The 13,296-nt window shown below is 71.4% G+C and carries 11 protein-coding genes; 10 read left to right on the top strand and 1 reads right to left on the bottom strand.

What is annotated here, in order from left to right; genetic code table 11:
• Window positions 1-81: 81 nt before the first annotated feature.
• The 4 genes from OF819_RS12915 to OF819_RS12900 all read left to right on the top strand — a co-directional run bounded on the left by OF819_RS12915 (window position 82) and on the right by OF819_RS12900 (window position 4,652).
• Window positions 82-1,431 carry an ATP-grasp domain-containing protein gene (locus OF819_RS12915; RefSeq protein ID WP_267243612.1) on the top strand — a complete coding sequence of 450 codons (1,350 nt, stop codon included), beginning with the start codon at window positions 82-84 and terminating at the stop codon, window positions 1,429-1,431.
• Window positions 1,431-2,705, top strand: a complete 1,275-nt coding sequence (locus OF819_RS12910) for an MFS transporter (protein WP_267243611.1) — start codon at window positions 1,431-1,433, stop codon at window positions 2,703-2,705. The genes OF819_RS12915 and OF819_RS12910 overlap by 1 nt, the downstream gene beginning before the upstream one ends.
• 130 nt (window positions 2,706-2,835) lie before the next feature.
• Complete coding sequence (locus OF819_RS12905) at window positions 2,836-3,666, top strand: thiamine pyrophosphate-dependent enzyme (protein WP_267243610.1); 831 nt, start codon at window positions 2,836-2,838, stop codon at window positions 3,664-3,666.
• Window positions 3,663-4,652, top strand: coding sequence for a transketolase family protein (locus tag OF819_RS12900; protein ID WP_267243609.1), 990 nt, complete (start codon window positions 3,663-3,665; stop codon window positions 4,650-4,652). The genes OF819_RS12905 and OF819_RS12900 overlap by 4 nt, the downstream gene beginning before the upstream one ends.
• A gap of 221 nt (window positions 4,653-4,873) precedes the next feature.
• Here OF819_RS12900 and OF819_RS12895 read toward each other — a convergent pair whose 3' ends face one another.
• Window positions 4,874-5,560, bottom strand: coding sequence for a response regulator transcription factor (locus tag OF819_RS12895; protein WP_267243608.1), 687 nt, complete (start codon window positions 5,558-5,560; stop codon window positions 4,874-4,876).
• A gap of 282 nt (window positions 5,561-5,842) precedes the next feature.
• Here OF819_RS12895 and OF819_RS12890 point away from each other — a divergent pair, with 282 nt between their 5' ends.
• The 6 genes from OF819_RS12890 to OF819_RS12865 all read left to right on the top strand — a co-directional run bounded on the left by OF819_RS12890 (window position 5,843) and on the right by OF819_RS12865 (window position 13,285).
• Window positions 5,843-7,111, top strand: a complete 1,269-nt coding sequence (locus OF819_RS12890; RefSeq protein WP_267243607.1) for a fatty acid desaturase family protein — start codon at window positions 5,843-5,845, stop codon at window positions 7,109-7,111.
• Window positions 7,060-8,295, top strand: coding sequence for an aminotransferase class V-fold PLP-dependent enzyme (locus OF819_RS12885; protein ID WP_267243606.1), 1,236 nt, complete (start codon window positions 7,060-7,062; stop codon window positions 8,293-8,295). Before OF819_RS12890 ends, OF819_RS12885 begins: the two co-directional genes overlap by 52 nt.
• A gap of 13 nt (window positions 8,296-8,308) precedes the next feature.
• Entirely contained in the window at window positions 8,309-9,598 is a 1,290-nt protein-coding gene (locus tag OF819_RS12880) for an ATP-grasp domain-containing protein (protein ID WP_267243605.1), read from the top strand.
• A complete protein-coding gene (locus OF819_RS12875; protein ID WP_267243604.1) occupies window positions 9,595-10,911 on the top strand; it encodes a hypothetical protein in 1,317 nt (438 codons plus the stop codon). Before OF819_RS12880 ends, OF819_RS12875 begins: the two co-directional genes overlap by 4 nt.
• A gap of 101 nt (window positions 10,912-11,012) precedes the next feature.
• Window positions 11,013-12,335: an aspartate kinase gene (locus OF819_RS12870; protein WP_267243664.1), complete on the top strand. Its 1,323-nt coding sequence runs from the start codon at window positions 11,013-11,015 to the stop codon at window positions 12,333-12,335.
• A 110-nt stretch (window positions 12,336-12,445) separates the two neighbouring features.
• Complete coding sequence (locus tag OF819_RS12865; protein WP_267243603.1) at window positions 12,446-13,285, top strand: MBL fold metallo-hydrolase; 840 nt, start codon at window positions 12,446-12,448, stop codon at window positions 13,283-13,285.
• The last annotated feature ends 11 nt before the right edge of the window (window positions 13,286-13,296 follow it).

Genomic DNA, 13,296 nt, shown 5'->3' with positions numbered 1-13,296 from the left:
CCCGCCGCCGGGTCCCGGCTCCTACGTTCATGGCTCGTCCGCAGACCGCGATGACGTGACAGCAGGGATGGTGAGGACGCGATGATTGAGCTGGCCGAAGACAAGCGATCTGAGCTGTGGAACCGCTTCGGGAGGGCGGTGCGCAACGACGCCGGACGTGCGGTCGGCGTGCTGGTCGACGCGTACGGGACCGGCAACTACCTGCCGGAGGCGTTCGGCCGGCTCGGGATCGACGTCATCCATGTGCAGAGCGCGCCGGAGCCGATCGCGCGTATGCAGCCGTGGGACAAGACGAGTTACCGCGACTGGCTGGTGTACGACCCGGACGGCTCCACCGAGCGCGCGCTCAAGGAGATCGGCGCGCGGTTCGTCATCCCCGGCCAGGAGCCGGGCGTGCTGCTCGCGGACCGGCTGAGCGAGGCCCTGGCCCTGCGCAGCAACGGAACCGCGTACTCCGAGGCGCGGCGCAACAAGTACAAGATGGTCGAGACGGTCGCCGCCGCCGGGCTGCGCACCGCGGCCCAAGTGATCACCGATGACGCCGAGGAGGCCGTGGCCTGGGCCGGGGACCGCGGGCACTGGCCGTGCGTGGCCAAGCCGCTGTCGTCCGCGTCCACCGACGGGGTCTTCATCTGCCGTGACGCCGACGCGCTGCGCGCCGCGTTCCCGTCCATCCTCGGCAGCACCACGGTCTTCAACGGCGCGAACACCCAGGTGCTGGTGCAGAGTTTCCTTGAGGGCACCGAGTACATCGTCGACACCGTGAGCGTCGACGGCCACGCCTACGTCTGCGGTGTGTGGCAGTACGAGAAGCAACTGCTGCCCAACGGAAAGCCGATCTACAACCGCGACATCCTGGTGTCTCCGACCGATCCGGCGGCGGTCGCGCTGATCGACTACACCCGCGCCATGCTCGACGTGCTGCGCATCCACAACGGCCCGGCGCACACCGAGCTGATGATGACCGAGGACGGGCCGGCCCTGGTGGAGGTGGGCGCCCGGGTCAACGGCCATCTGCACCCCGCGTTCCACGACGCGTGCCTCGGTGTGAACAGCGCCGATCTGACGGCCCTGGCCTATGTCCGTCCCGAGCGGTTCCTCGCCGAGTACGGCGGCGGCGTGTACGACAAGCGCCAGCCCGCGGTCGTCTACAACACGCCGACGACGCTGTCGGGCCGGGTGGTCTCCGTCAACGAGGCCGTGGTCGAGGAGATCCGCAGCCGGCCGTCGGTGGCCGGCCTCACGCTCAAGCGCAAGCCCGGCGATGTCATCGTGCCCACCCATGATCTGCTCACCAGCCCGGTGCGGGTGTTCCTGACCGCTCCGGACCAGGCTGCTGTGGACGAGGACTACCGGTTCATCCAGTCCGTGCGCGAATCCGTCTACGAGGTCCAGCCGCTCGGCGCGCGGACGGCGTGCGGAGTCGTGTGATGTCCGTCCGGGAACAGCCGCGGCCGCCGAAACCCGGGCTGCGGGAGAACATCGCGGGGCTCCGGCCGATCAGCGGACTGCTGACCGCGGTGACCGTGTCGCGCTGCGCGGTCGTGCTGTATCCGTTCTACGCGGTGTACCTCGCCAGTGAGCGGAAAGAGCTGACCGTCGATCTGATCGGCCTGATCGTCGGCGTGTTCGGCATCGGCGCGCTCCTCGCCGGCGTCTTCAGCGGGGCGCTCGCGGCCCGGATACCGGAGAAGCGGCTCGCGGTCATGGGGCTCGCCGCCGTCACGGGAATCGTGCTGGCCATCTCGGTCACCCGCGAGCTGTGGACGCTGGTCGCCCTGACCGCGCTCTGGGGCTTCTGCTACGAGCTGGTCAACCCGATCGCGTACACACTGGTGGCCCGTGTGATGCCCGAGGCGCAACGGCGGTTCGCGTTCTCCGCGGTACGTCTGGCCATCAACGCGGGCATGGGCATCGGTCCTGTGCTCGCCGGAATCCTGTTCAGCCTCAGCCCCGCGCTGCTGCCCTGGGGCACCGCGATCGGCTATCTGGCCTCGGCGTTCATCCTGGCGCGCGCCCGGATCGCGGCGGGCCCGGCCGCCGGCGGCGAGGATACGGCCCCGGCTGCCGCCGCTGCCGGATACGACCGCGATCGGGGCCGCCCCGGCGTGCGCTTCTGGAGCTTCCTCGCCGCGACGACGCCGATCCACCTGGCCTACGCGCTGCCGTCCACGGTGGTCAGCGTGTATGTGATCCACACACTGGACGAGCCGGCCGGCTGGGCGAGCGCGGTCTTCGCGGTGAACGCCTTCCTGATCATCACCTGTGAGATCGCCCTCAACCACGCGATGCTGACGCTCAGCCGCCGCGCCACCCTGCTCATCGGCTATGCCTGCGCGGTCGTCGGCTTCGCCTTCATGGGCCTCGCGGCGGCCCACACCTGGCTGCTGCTCGTCGCCACCGCCGTGTGGACGCTCGGCGAGATGATCGTCTACCCGGTGATGCCCGACCACATCAGCGCGATCAGCCCGGACCGGCTCCAGGTCCGCAATATGGGCTTCTACACGGCGCACTTCAACCTCGGCGTGGTGCTCGCGCCGCTGATCTTCCTGCCGCTGATCGGCGTGCTCGGCCCGGTCGCGTCGTGGTCGCTCGTCGGCGGCGTACTGCTGACCGGCCTGCTGGCCACCGCCGCCATCAGCAACTCGCCCCGGACCTGGGGCGTCGAGAAGACGCCGCCCGCCCCCGCGCTGGTCGGGCAGTAGCGGCGCGCAGAAGACGACGAAGACCGCGCCGGGGAACACGCCGGAGATCACTCCGGACGCCACCGGACGGCTCCGGACATCGCCGGAGGGCTCCGGACATCATCAGACAGCTCTGGAAGGACGACCAAGCATGCTCACACAGGCGCCACCGCGGAAGACGGCCGAACAACTCGCCGCAGACATCCGCCGCATGGTCATCGAGATGAGCGGCTCGCCCAACGGCGTGCACATCGGCGGCAGCATGTCGATCGCCGATCTGCTCGCCGTGCTGTACGGCGAGGTGCTGCGGCAGCCCTCCGACGAGGGGCCGCCGGACGATCGCGACTATCTGATCCTGAGCAAGGGGCAGGCATGCGCGGCGCTGTACGCGGCGCTCGCCGCGACCGGCGTGATCCCCGAAGCGGAGTGCGCCACCTACGCCGAGGAGGGCAGCCGGCTGGCCGGGCATCCGATGAAGCGCCTGCCCGGTGTGGAGTTCTCGACGGGGTCACTGGGGCACGGGCTGTCGCTGGGGCTCGGAGTCGCCCTCGCCGGACGGCGTTACGGGCACGACAAGCGGGCCTTTGTGATCCTGGGCGACGGGGAGCTGCAGGAGGGATCGAACTGGGAGGCGGCGATGGCGGCGGCCCATCACGGGGCCGACAACCTGATCGCCGTCGTCGACCGCAACAGCTGGCAGATCAGCGGCAGGACCGAGGACTGCATGTCCCTGGAGCCGCTGACCGACAAGTGGGCCGGCTTCGGCTGGCGCGTGCTGACCGTCGACGGACACGACCACGACCAGATCAGAGCGGCGTTCGGCGCGCCCGCCGAGCCTGGCCGGCCGACGGCCGTCATCGCCCGCACGATCAAGGCGCGCGGGGTTCCCGGCCTGCACGACACGAAGAAGAGCCATTCGGCGACCCTCGACGAGGCCGCACGGCGGCTGGCCCTCGCGGCGCTGGCGGGTGAGCGGGCATGAGCGCCGTCCTTGCCGGCCCCCGCTCCGTCGCGGACGTCTTCGACCATGTGTGGGAGAACCGGTCGACGCTTCAGAGCCGTGAGGCCCACGCCATGATGCTGCTGGCCCTGGCGCGGGAGAACCCGGATCTGGCGTGTCTGACCGTCGACATGGACTACGAGGGGGCCTTCACGGGAGCGCTGGCGCGCCAGCATGTGAACCTCGGCATCGCCGAGCAGAACATGATCAGTGTCGCGGCCGGTATGACCGTGGCCGCGCGGCCGGTGTTCGCCACCGGCATGGCGCCGTTCGTCAGCGCCCGCGCCTATGAACAGATCAAGGTCGATGTGGCCGCGGCCAATCTGCCGGTCAAGATCGTGGGCACGCACGGGGGCCTCGCGTCGGGCCACTACGGCCCCACCCATCACGCGCTTGAGGACATCGGCGCGCTGAGGCTGCTGCCGAACATGACCGTGGTCGTGCCCGGCGACGCCTGGGAGGCCGTACAGGCCACGGTCGCCGTCGCGCAGGACCCCGGCCCCGCCTATCTGCGGCTCGGGCGGCAGGCCACACCGTCGCTGTACGGCGAGCGCGGCGACTTCACCCTGGGCAGGGCCCGCGTCCTGCGGGAGCCCGGCCGGGTGGTGTTCATCGCCACCGGCCCCCACCCGAACCTGGTTGCCGCAGAGGCGGCCGGACTACTCGCCGCGCAGGGGGTGAGCGCCGGGCATCTGAACATGCACACCGTCAAACCGCTCGACCGGCAGGCCGTCGTCGACGCCTGCGCCCGCGCCGAGGCGGTGGTGACCATCGAGGACCACCGGGCCGCGGGCGGACTGGGCGGAGCGGTCTGCGAGACAGTTGCCGAGATCGGGGGTCCGCCGGTGCGGCGGATCGGCGTGCCCGACATCCATTACGACCTGGTCGGCGGGGAACGGCATCTGCTGCACCACGCTGGCGTCAACGCGGCCAACGCGGTCGCCCAGGCGCTTCAGGCACTGGACTAGGGAACGTACGCCCCCAGGACACGGCCCCTGAAGGTCAAGAGGCGCGCAGCCCTTGATCGGCAGGGGCCGTGTCCGTATGACCGTGTCCGTGCCGCCTGTCCCGTACGGCCTGTCCCGCACGGCCGTCCGGCAGAAAAGCCGGAAGGACCTCCTGGAATGGAACACCAGGAGGCCCTCGACGGCGGTTCGGCGGGCGGCGGGCGGCAGTTCGGCGGGCTCGGCTACGCGGCGGCGAGCGGCTGCCTGCCCGCCGTACGAGGCCGCAGCGGCGGCTGCTCCGCGGCCTCGATCAGCCGCAGCGACATGGCCTTGTTGACCGCGTCCAGCCGGGAGACCGCGTCCAGCTTGGCGAAGACATTGCTCAGATGCCGTTTGACGGTTCCCTCGCTGATGCCCAGGCGCAGGGCGATCTGGCGGTTGCTGAGGGCCGTCGCCACCAGGGTGAGCACCTCGGCCTCCCGCTCCGAGAGGGCGGGACCGGCCGAGGCCCGCGCCGGGAGCGGACGCATGGGGACCGCCACCGTCTGATACGGGCCGCTGTGCGCGCGGACCGCCGCGACCAGGGCCGCGTAGCCGACGCTCTTGTGGAGGTAGCCCTGGACGCCCAGGTCCAGCAGGGACCGGACGAGGCCGGGGTGGTCCAGCATGCTCATGATCAGCACCCGGGTGGCGGGCACGCCGTGCAGCAGGCGGTTGACGATCGCCTCCCGGTCGGCGGCCGGGGCCATGTGGACGTCGAAGAGCACAAGGCCGGGCCTGGTGCTCGCGACGAGTCCCGTGAGCTCGGCCGCCTCCCCGGTCTGGGCGACGACCTCGATGTCGGGTTGCGCGTCGAGCAGCAGGCACAACGCCTCACGCAACAGGCTGTTTTCATCGGCGATCAGGACGCGTACTGACGTACCGGACATGGCAGGGACTGCTCCTGTCTCGCAGGACGGATCCGTTCTGTCGTCGAGCAGGCTGGGCGACGCCCGAAGGCCGTGTCACCGGCGGGCGGCGGATTATGTCAGGTGCCGCCGCCGGCCGGTCGCGGCGTCCATGGCGCATGGCCACAACGGGAGTTGGAGAGGCGGTGTGCCTTTGGGGGTGACCCCATGTGACTCAAGTCGTAGACCCCGCCCGCAGGCCCGTCCCGGCTCCTACGTTCCTGATCGCAGACCGCGATGACCCGACAGCAGGAGTGAGGGACCATGGCGCCACCGGTTCAGACCATCGAGAGAACTATCGAGAGAACAAGCGAACACGTCGACGGCGGCGAACGCGTCGACAGCGGACATGTCGACGGCGGACATGTCGACTACGACTTCAGCCGCATCGCCCCCGGGGTGCGCAAGCGCCTGAGGCCGCTGGGAAAGCTCGACAACTGGCACGCCCCCGTCGCGATCCTCGCGGACTACGCCGTCGTGGCCGCGGCCATATGGGCCTGCCTGCAGGTTTCCTGGTGGTTCTATCCGCCGGCGCTCATCCTGATCGGATCGACCCAGCGCGCCCTGGTGAATCTGCTGCATGAGTCGTCCCACAAGGTGCTCGCCCGCAACCAGGCCCTCAATCTGGCGCTCGGCACGGTGTTCGCCGGATATCTCGTCTTCCATCTCTACACGCCGTACCGCACCAGCCACATCGGATTCCACCACCGCTATCTCGGAGACCCCGAGAAGGACCCCGACTACCAGTTCCACCGCGACTGCGGTCTGTACGACCCCCAGGTGTCGGACCGGCGGTTCTTCCTGGAGAACATCCTGCTGGCGGTCCTCGGACTGCGCACCGCCTCGTACATCAGGTACATCGTCCGCGACCGCGTCTTCTACCAGGGCCCGAAGACCAATGTCTCCATGCCCGTCAGCCTGCCGACGGAGCGCGCGGTGCTGGCCCTCCAGTGGCTGACGATCACCGCGGTCGCCGTCGTCACCGGAACGTGGCATCTCCTGCTGCTGTTCTGGCTCGTCCCGCTGTTCACGACCGCGATCGCCGTCGGCTGGCTCTCAGAGCTGGCCGAGCACTACCCGATGCCCGAGAGTGAGCGCGCCCAGCTGCTCATGACCAGGAACCGCCATGGCTGGGCGATCGAGAACTATCTGCTCGGGCGGCACCACGACAACTACCACCTGGTGCACCACCTCAATATGAGCATCCCGTTCTGGAACATGAAGCGCGCCCACCGCATCCTGCTCGACGACGTCACCTACGCCCGGTGGGACGCGCTCTGGGGCGGCGTCATCACCCGCCGGCGCGGCCGGAAGGGCTCCGAGACCCTCGTCAGCTACGCCACGAAGTACCGGGCCTGGCGCCGCGCGGGCGGCGAGCCTCAGACCACGTCGGCCACCTTCGCCGAGGTGCTCACCCTCGCCCACACCCACGCCTCCGCCCCCGCCGACCGCTGGCCGCCGACCGCTGAAGGAGGACCCCCATGTCCACGGGACCCCACATCCCCCGCACCCCTCTGTGGAACTCCTATCTGAACACCGCGGGCTCCGGGCTGCAGAGCGCTCAGACCAGGCAGGCGGTGGCCGGCTTCCTCGCCCTGGAGGCCTCGGTCGGCTCCTACTTCGCCGAACGGTCATACGCGGACGTCCTGAACGACCGTGTGTACCAGGCCGTTTCCGAGCTGTTCCACTGCTCCGCCGACGACGTGGCGATGTCGGACTCGGCGACCCGCGCCTGGCACTGTGCCGTCAGCGCCCTCACGCTCACCGAGCGGGACACCGTATGGACGACGCCGTACGAGTGGGCGGGCAATCTCCTGCTGCTGCGGAACGCCCAGAAGAAGGCCGGCTTCGCCATCGAGGAGGTGCCGCTCACCCCGGCCGGGGACCTCGACCTCGACTGGTGCCACCGCCGTCTCACCGACGATGTGGCGCTGTTCTCCGTGACCCATGTGCCCTCCTGCACCGGGACCGTCACCCCGCTCGCGCCGCTGGCCGATCTGGTCCGCGGGCGGCGCACCCTGCTGGCCGTCGACGCCTGCCAGTCGGCCGGGCTGCTCCCGATCGACCTGGCCGCGACCCCGGTGGACCTGCTGACCGCCACCGGCAAGAAGGCGCTTCTGGGCCCGCGCGGCACCGGCTTCGCCGTGATGTCGGAGCGGTTCCGCGCCGTGGCCGAACCGGCCAGCGTCGATGTGCACACCCATGCGTTCGCCGAGGACGACGGCATCCGCCGGCTGACCGGCACGGCCCGGCGGTTCGAGCTGGGCGAGAAGGCCGTGCCCTCCGTCGTCGGCCTGGACACCGCTCTGCGGCAGGCGCGCCACAACGACTGGGGGCGCATCGCCGATCTGTCGCGGATGCTGCTGGAGCGGGTGCGGCAGATCCCGGGCATCCGGGTGCACACCACCGGCACGCACCACGCCGGAATCCTCTGCGTCACCCATGAGCGGCTGTCCGCCGAGGAGCTGTGGTCACAGCTGTGCTGGGCCTCAGTGGCCTGCTGGCTGATCGACGGCGCGCACACCCCGCACTATCTGCTCCGCGGCGGTGTGCCGGCGGCCGTACGGCTGGCCGTCGGCCCGCGCACCACCTGCGAGGAGATCGACTACGGGGCGAGCGCGCTGGAAGAGATCAGCCGCCGCGCGACCGCCACGACCGCCACGACCGCCGTGCCCACAGTGGCCACGACCGCGACGGCCACGACCGGGGCTGTCTGAAGGGAGCGCACGCATGAAGAAGATCATCATCCTCGGGGTCAACGCCGTCAGCCTCAAGTACCTGCCCCAGGCGCTGCGCACCGCCGGGTACGAGCCGGTGTTCCTGCTGGACCCGACGGCCTTCTCCGCACAGTCCGCGGCGGCTCTGCACGGCAGCGCCTGCTACCCGGTGGACATCGAGGACCGGGCGGCCGTGCTCCGTCTGCTGGCAGACCATCCGGCGATCACCGAGGACGCTTTCGCGATCACCGGTCTGTTCGACGAGAAGTTCCCGCTGATCGAGGCGGCAGCGGCGGCATACGGCCTGTGCCGGCCCGATCCGGCCGCCGCCCGTCTCGCCTCCAAGGCCGAGGTCGCCCGGATCATCCCCGAGCACTGCCCCCCGACGTCCCGCTTCACCGCCGCCGAGGCACGCCGGTGCGCCGTCGACCCGGCCGCGGCAGCCCCCGCGCCCCACGGCTGGATCCTGAAGCCCGCCGAGCAGGCGGGCGGCCAGGGGGTCGTACATCTGCCCCCGGACGCCACCGCGCGGACGGTGCGGGACGCGGTCGCGGCATCGGGCATGCCCGACGACGACGGCTATCCGTGGGTGCTGCAAGCGGACATCCGCGGACGGCTGATCAGCCTGGAGGGGTACGTGGAGGAGGGGCGCGTCGTCTTCATCGGCTTCTCCCTGCGCGGCCGGATCGGATGGACCGAGGTCAGCAATCTGCTGCCCGCGGACGACCGGCTGTCCCCCGCGGTCAGGGACCGGTGCCGGGCCGCCGTGACGGCACTGGTCGAACGCTCGGGCATGACGCAGGGCTACTTCCACAGTGAGTTCCTGGCGCCGGAGGGTCTCGCGGGTTCCGCGGCCGCCGGGGACCGGGCGTATCTGATCGACGCCAATGCCGGCCGGCTGGGCGGCGGCGGCCATGTCGAACAGCTCGCCCTCGCCTATGGGCTGGATCCGGCGGAAATCCTCGCCCATGTGGTGACCCTGGGCCTGCCGGACGTGCCGACGAGCCCGGCGCCCGCCTACCACGCCGCGGGCGCGTCGCCGTCGCCCCGCTCCACGACGGCGTACTACTACGGCCTGGAGCAGGAAGCCGTGGTCACCTCGGTGTCCGTGCCGCCCGGCGGACGCTGTCTGCACACCCAGGTCGTCCGCGACGGCGGGCGCGTCGGCGCGGCGGGCACCGGCGACAGCGCGTGGGTCGGCGTGCTGACCGGTCCCACTGAGGACATCCGGCGGGAGATGGCGGGCATCGTCGTCCACACCGCCGACGGCCCGCGACGCCCTGCCTGGACGCCGACGTCATGACCGGCGACGCCAGGACCGCCGACGTCACGAGCGGCGACGTCACGAGCGGCGACGCCGGGACCGGCGAGCAGAGAAAGCCGCCCGGCGGCTGGACGCCGTACGTCCTGCGGTTCTTCAGCTATGGCGCATGGGGCGTTCTCTATCCCTTCTTCCCCGTGTGGCTGCTCGACAGCGGGCTGTTCACGGCCGGCGGCGTCGGGCTGATCGTCGGGGCGGCGGTCCTCGCCAACCGGCTCGGTTCGCTGGCGTTCGTCCGGGTGCTGCGACCCGGCAGCGAGCGGAACTTCATCATCGGCTCACAGGCGGCGATAGCGGCGGCCGCGGCCGCCATGTGCCTGATGGGGCTGCTCTCCGTCCGCTCGCTGGCCGGCTGGCTGCTTCTCTCCATGGTGTTCGGCCTGGCCAGTTCCCTCGCCACGCTGGCCCAACTGACCCTGATCGTCCATCAATTCGACTCGGCCCAGACGCGCAGAGCCTTCTCCTACGAGAACATCGCGCTGAACGCCGCGGGGGGACTGGCTCCCCTGGTCTCCTCGCTGGCCTACACCGCTTCGGAGCGCTTCTACGCGCTGGCCCCGATCGGCTTCGCCGCGGTCGGCATCCTGCTGGCCGCCCGTCTGGCCGGGCGGAGCGCGCCGCCCTCCGGCGCACCGGCCGCCGCGCGGCCCGCCGCGCCCGGCAGACGTGTCGTGGCGATCCTGCTGGCGGCCAACTTCCTCACCACCGTGGCGTATGCGCAGTTCTACGGGGTGTTCTCCGCCTATGCGACCCCGCTGCTGGGAGCGCGGAGCGTCGGGCTGCTGTTCGCCGCCGGGAGCGTGGCCATCGTGCTGCTCCAGGCACTGGTCACCCGGTGGTCGCGCACCCTGGGCGAACCGGCGCTTGTCGTGATCTCCAACCTGGCCCTGGGCGCGGGCACGGCGCTGCTGGTCGCCGCCGGAGCCGGCATGCCGGTCATGCTGCTGGCGGTGCTGGGCATCACGCTCGGCGAGATGATCTACGGACCCGTCTACCAGACGCTGGCCGTGGGCATCTCCGGCGGCCGCCCCGCGCTGGCCATCGGCACGCTGACCTTCGTATGGGGCCTGGCCGAGTCGCTCGCCGTGGTGGCCGGCCTCGCCCTCATCGGCGCCGGTCTCGGCCCGGTCTCCTTCCTCGGGGGCGCCGCCGCCGCGCTCGCCGCCACCGTCCTCGTCGTGGTGTTCCGCCGCCACTTCACCGCCATGGCGGCCTGCGCCGCCGTCACCCCCACGGACGTCACCTCCACCGACGCCACCGCCACAGAGCCGGCGAAGGCGCCGGCGCACTCCTGAAAGGGCTTGATCCGATGAAATCCGCTCGCTCCGCGTCTCGGCGTCCCCCTGCCACGGCTGACACAGCTGGCACGGTTGACACAGCTGGCACGACAGGGCCGATCCGCGTCCTGAAATTCGGCGGGACATCGATGGGCGCCACCCCCGAGCGGCTCGCCCAGATCGCGCGGAGAGTCGCCGAAGTGCGCCGGCAGGGGTACGCGACCGTGGTCGTCGTCTCCGCACGGGGAGACTCCACCGACCGGCTCGTCGAGGAAGCGCTCACCGCCGCCGCCGTGCCGCCGCCCAGGGAGCTCGACCAGCTGCTGGCCACCGGAGAGGCGCGCTCCGCCGCCCTGCTGGCCATGGCGCTGGACGACATGGGCGTCTCCGCGCTGTCGCTGCTGGGAGGCCAGGCCGGGTTCGAGGTCTCCGGGGCGCATGCCGACGGGCGCATCGCACGGATCGACGCGACGAAGGTGCGCCAGGCCCTGGCCCGCGGCCAGGTGGCCGTCGTGGCCGGCTTCCAGGGGGTGAACGAAGCAGGGGATGTGATCACCCTCGGGAGGGGCGGCTCGGACACCTCGGCCGTGGCGCTCGCCGTCGAACTGGACGCCGAATGCTGCGAGATCTACACCGACGTCGACGGAATCCACTCCGCCGATCCACGCCTCGTGCCCGACGCTCAGCCGATCCCCTCCGTCCGCAACAGCGTCATGGCGGAGATGGCCTACGCCGGCGCGCGCGTGCTGCACACGCGCGCGGTGGAACTTGCCGGACGCGCGGGCGTGGACATCCGCGTGCGCAGTGCCTTCAACCGCCGCCCCGGGACCGTCGTGGTCTCGGACTGGAAGGGAACCCAGATGCTGGAATCCGATGACCGAGTGATCGCTGTGGCCCATGACCCCGACAGCGCGAGGATCACCATGGGCGCCGCCTCTTCCGACGCCCCGCCGTTCGGGGCGGAGGGCTTCTCCCTGCTCGCCGAAGCCTCGGTCACCGTCGATGTGGTGACCCGGTTCACCGACCGCTCGGGACGGCACGGCTGGGACTTCACCGTGGCCCGCAAGGACGTCGACGCCGCAATGAGCGTGCTGACCGCGTTTCCGTGCGAGGTGGCCGTCGACGCGCGCGTGGCGAAGGTCTCCGTCGTGGGCGCGGGTCTGCTGAGCGATCCCCGGTGTGCGGGCCGGATGCTGACGGCGCTGGTCGCCTCCGGGATCGAGCCCCTCTCCATCGCCGCCTCGCAGGCGCGGATCTCCGCGACCGTGCGGGACGCGGACTGCGCGCGAGCGGTGTCCGCCCTGCACGAGGAGTTTCTGCTCGGCGCGGTGGCGTCGCCCGGGGTTCAGACCGGGGCAGGGGCGGGGGCAGGGACCGGGGCTCAGGGCGCGGTTCAGGCCGGGGAGAACGGCAGGCTCGGCGCGCTGGCCCCGACGCCCTGACCCTGCGCCCCGTCCGGGTTCCCCGACCGAACCCGCACTCCACACCAGCCCGTCGGAAAGGGCCCGTTATGCCAAGACCGCAACCCCGCCACGGGGAGCGCTCCACCGTTGTGCCCTTGCGGCCGCGGGCCTTCGGCGACAGGCCCGCGCAGCTGACCGCGCTCGCTGACGGCGTGTTCGCGTACGCCGAACCGGACCATGGCGGGACCCCGGACTGCGCGGGCGTCGTCGCGGGCGTCGTCGCGGGCCCGGACGGGGTGACCGTCATCGGCGCGGCCGTGCCCGAGGCCCGTGCCCGGAGGCTGGCCAGATCCGTCAGGACCCTGGACGCCGGGCCCGTACGGACGGTCGTCAGCACCCACAACTGCGGTGGCCACCCCTTCGGCGGCGCCGCCTTCCCCGGCGCGGTCGTCATCGCGCACACCCTGGCCCGTGCGGGGAGGGACGCCGGCGCCGCCCAGCCGTCCGTCACCTTCGACGACCGGCTCACGGTGCACTGCGGCCCGCGGCGGATCGAGCTGCTGTCCTGCGGCCCCGCGCACACCGCCCATGACATCGCCGCATGGCTCCCCGGCGACGGACTCCTCTTCGCCGGCGGCGTCGTGTCCTGCGGCACGGCGCCCTCCGCCCTGCTGGGGTCCGTCGAAGGCATGCTCCGCGCCGTCGGGACGCTGCGCGCTCTGGGGGCGCGCACCGTGGTCTGCGGACACGGCCGGGTCTGCGGCCCCGAGGCGTTCGACGAGACCGAGGCATATCTGCGGTGGATCCAGTCCGTCGCCCTCAAAGGCTGGTCACAGGACCTCACCCCGCTTCAGGCCGCCAGGGCGGCGGGCCCGGGCGACTTCGGGCATCTGACGGCGGCTCCCGAACGGATCGTGGGCAATCTGCGGCGCGCGTACGCCGAGCTGGACGGCGAAGTCCTGGGCCACCCGCTGGACGCACGGTGCTGACAGGGCGCAGG

This window comes from Streptomyces sp. PR69 (assembly GCF_026420845.1).
Classification (GTDB): domain Bacteria; phylum Actinomycetota; class Actinomycetes; order Streptomycetales; family Streptomycetaceae; genus Streptomyces.
Note: the sequence above shows the minus strand (reverse complement) of the source record. Positions and strands in the feature narration are given on the sequence as shown.

Coding starts and splice junctions, on each gene's coding strand:
- OF819_RS12900 (WP_267243609.1), top strand. CDS start 3,663: ATGAGCGCCGTCCTTGCCGGCCCCCGCTCCGTCGCGGACGTCTTCGAC.
- OF819_RS12880 (WP_267243605.1), top strand. CDS start 8,309: ATGAAGAAGATCATCATCCTCGGGGTCAACGCCGTCAGCCTCAAGTAC.
- OF819_RS12895 (WP_267243608.1), bottom strand. CDS start 5,560: ATGTCCGGTACGTCAGTACGCGTCCTGATCGCCGATGAAAACAGCCTG.
- OF819_RS12915 (WP_267243612.1), top strand. CDS start 82: ATGATTGAGCTGGCCGAAGACAAGCGATCTGAGCTGTGGAACCGCTTC.
- OF819_RS12875 (WP_267243604.1), top strand. CDS start 9,595: ATGACCGGCGACGCCAGGACCGCCGACGTCACGAGCGGCGACGTCACG.
- OF819_RS12910 (WP_267243611.1), top strand. CDS start 1,431: ATGTCCGTCCGGGAACAGCCGCGGCCGCCGAAACCCGGGCTGCGGGAG.
- OF819_RS12890 (WP_267243607.1), top strand. CDS start 5,843: ATGGCGCCACCGGTTCAGACCATCGAGAGAACTATCGAGAGAACAAGC.
- OF819_RS12905 (WP_267243610.1), top strand. CDS start 2,836: ATGCTCACACAGGCGCCACCGCGGAAGACGGCCGAACAACTCGCCGCA.
- OF819_RS12885 (WP_267243606.1), top strand. CDS start 7,060: ATGTCCACGGGACCCCACATCCCCCGCACCCCTCTGTGGAACTCCTAT.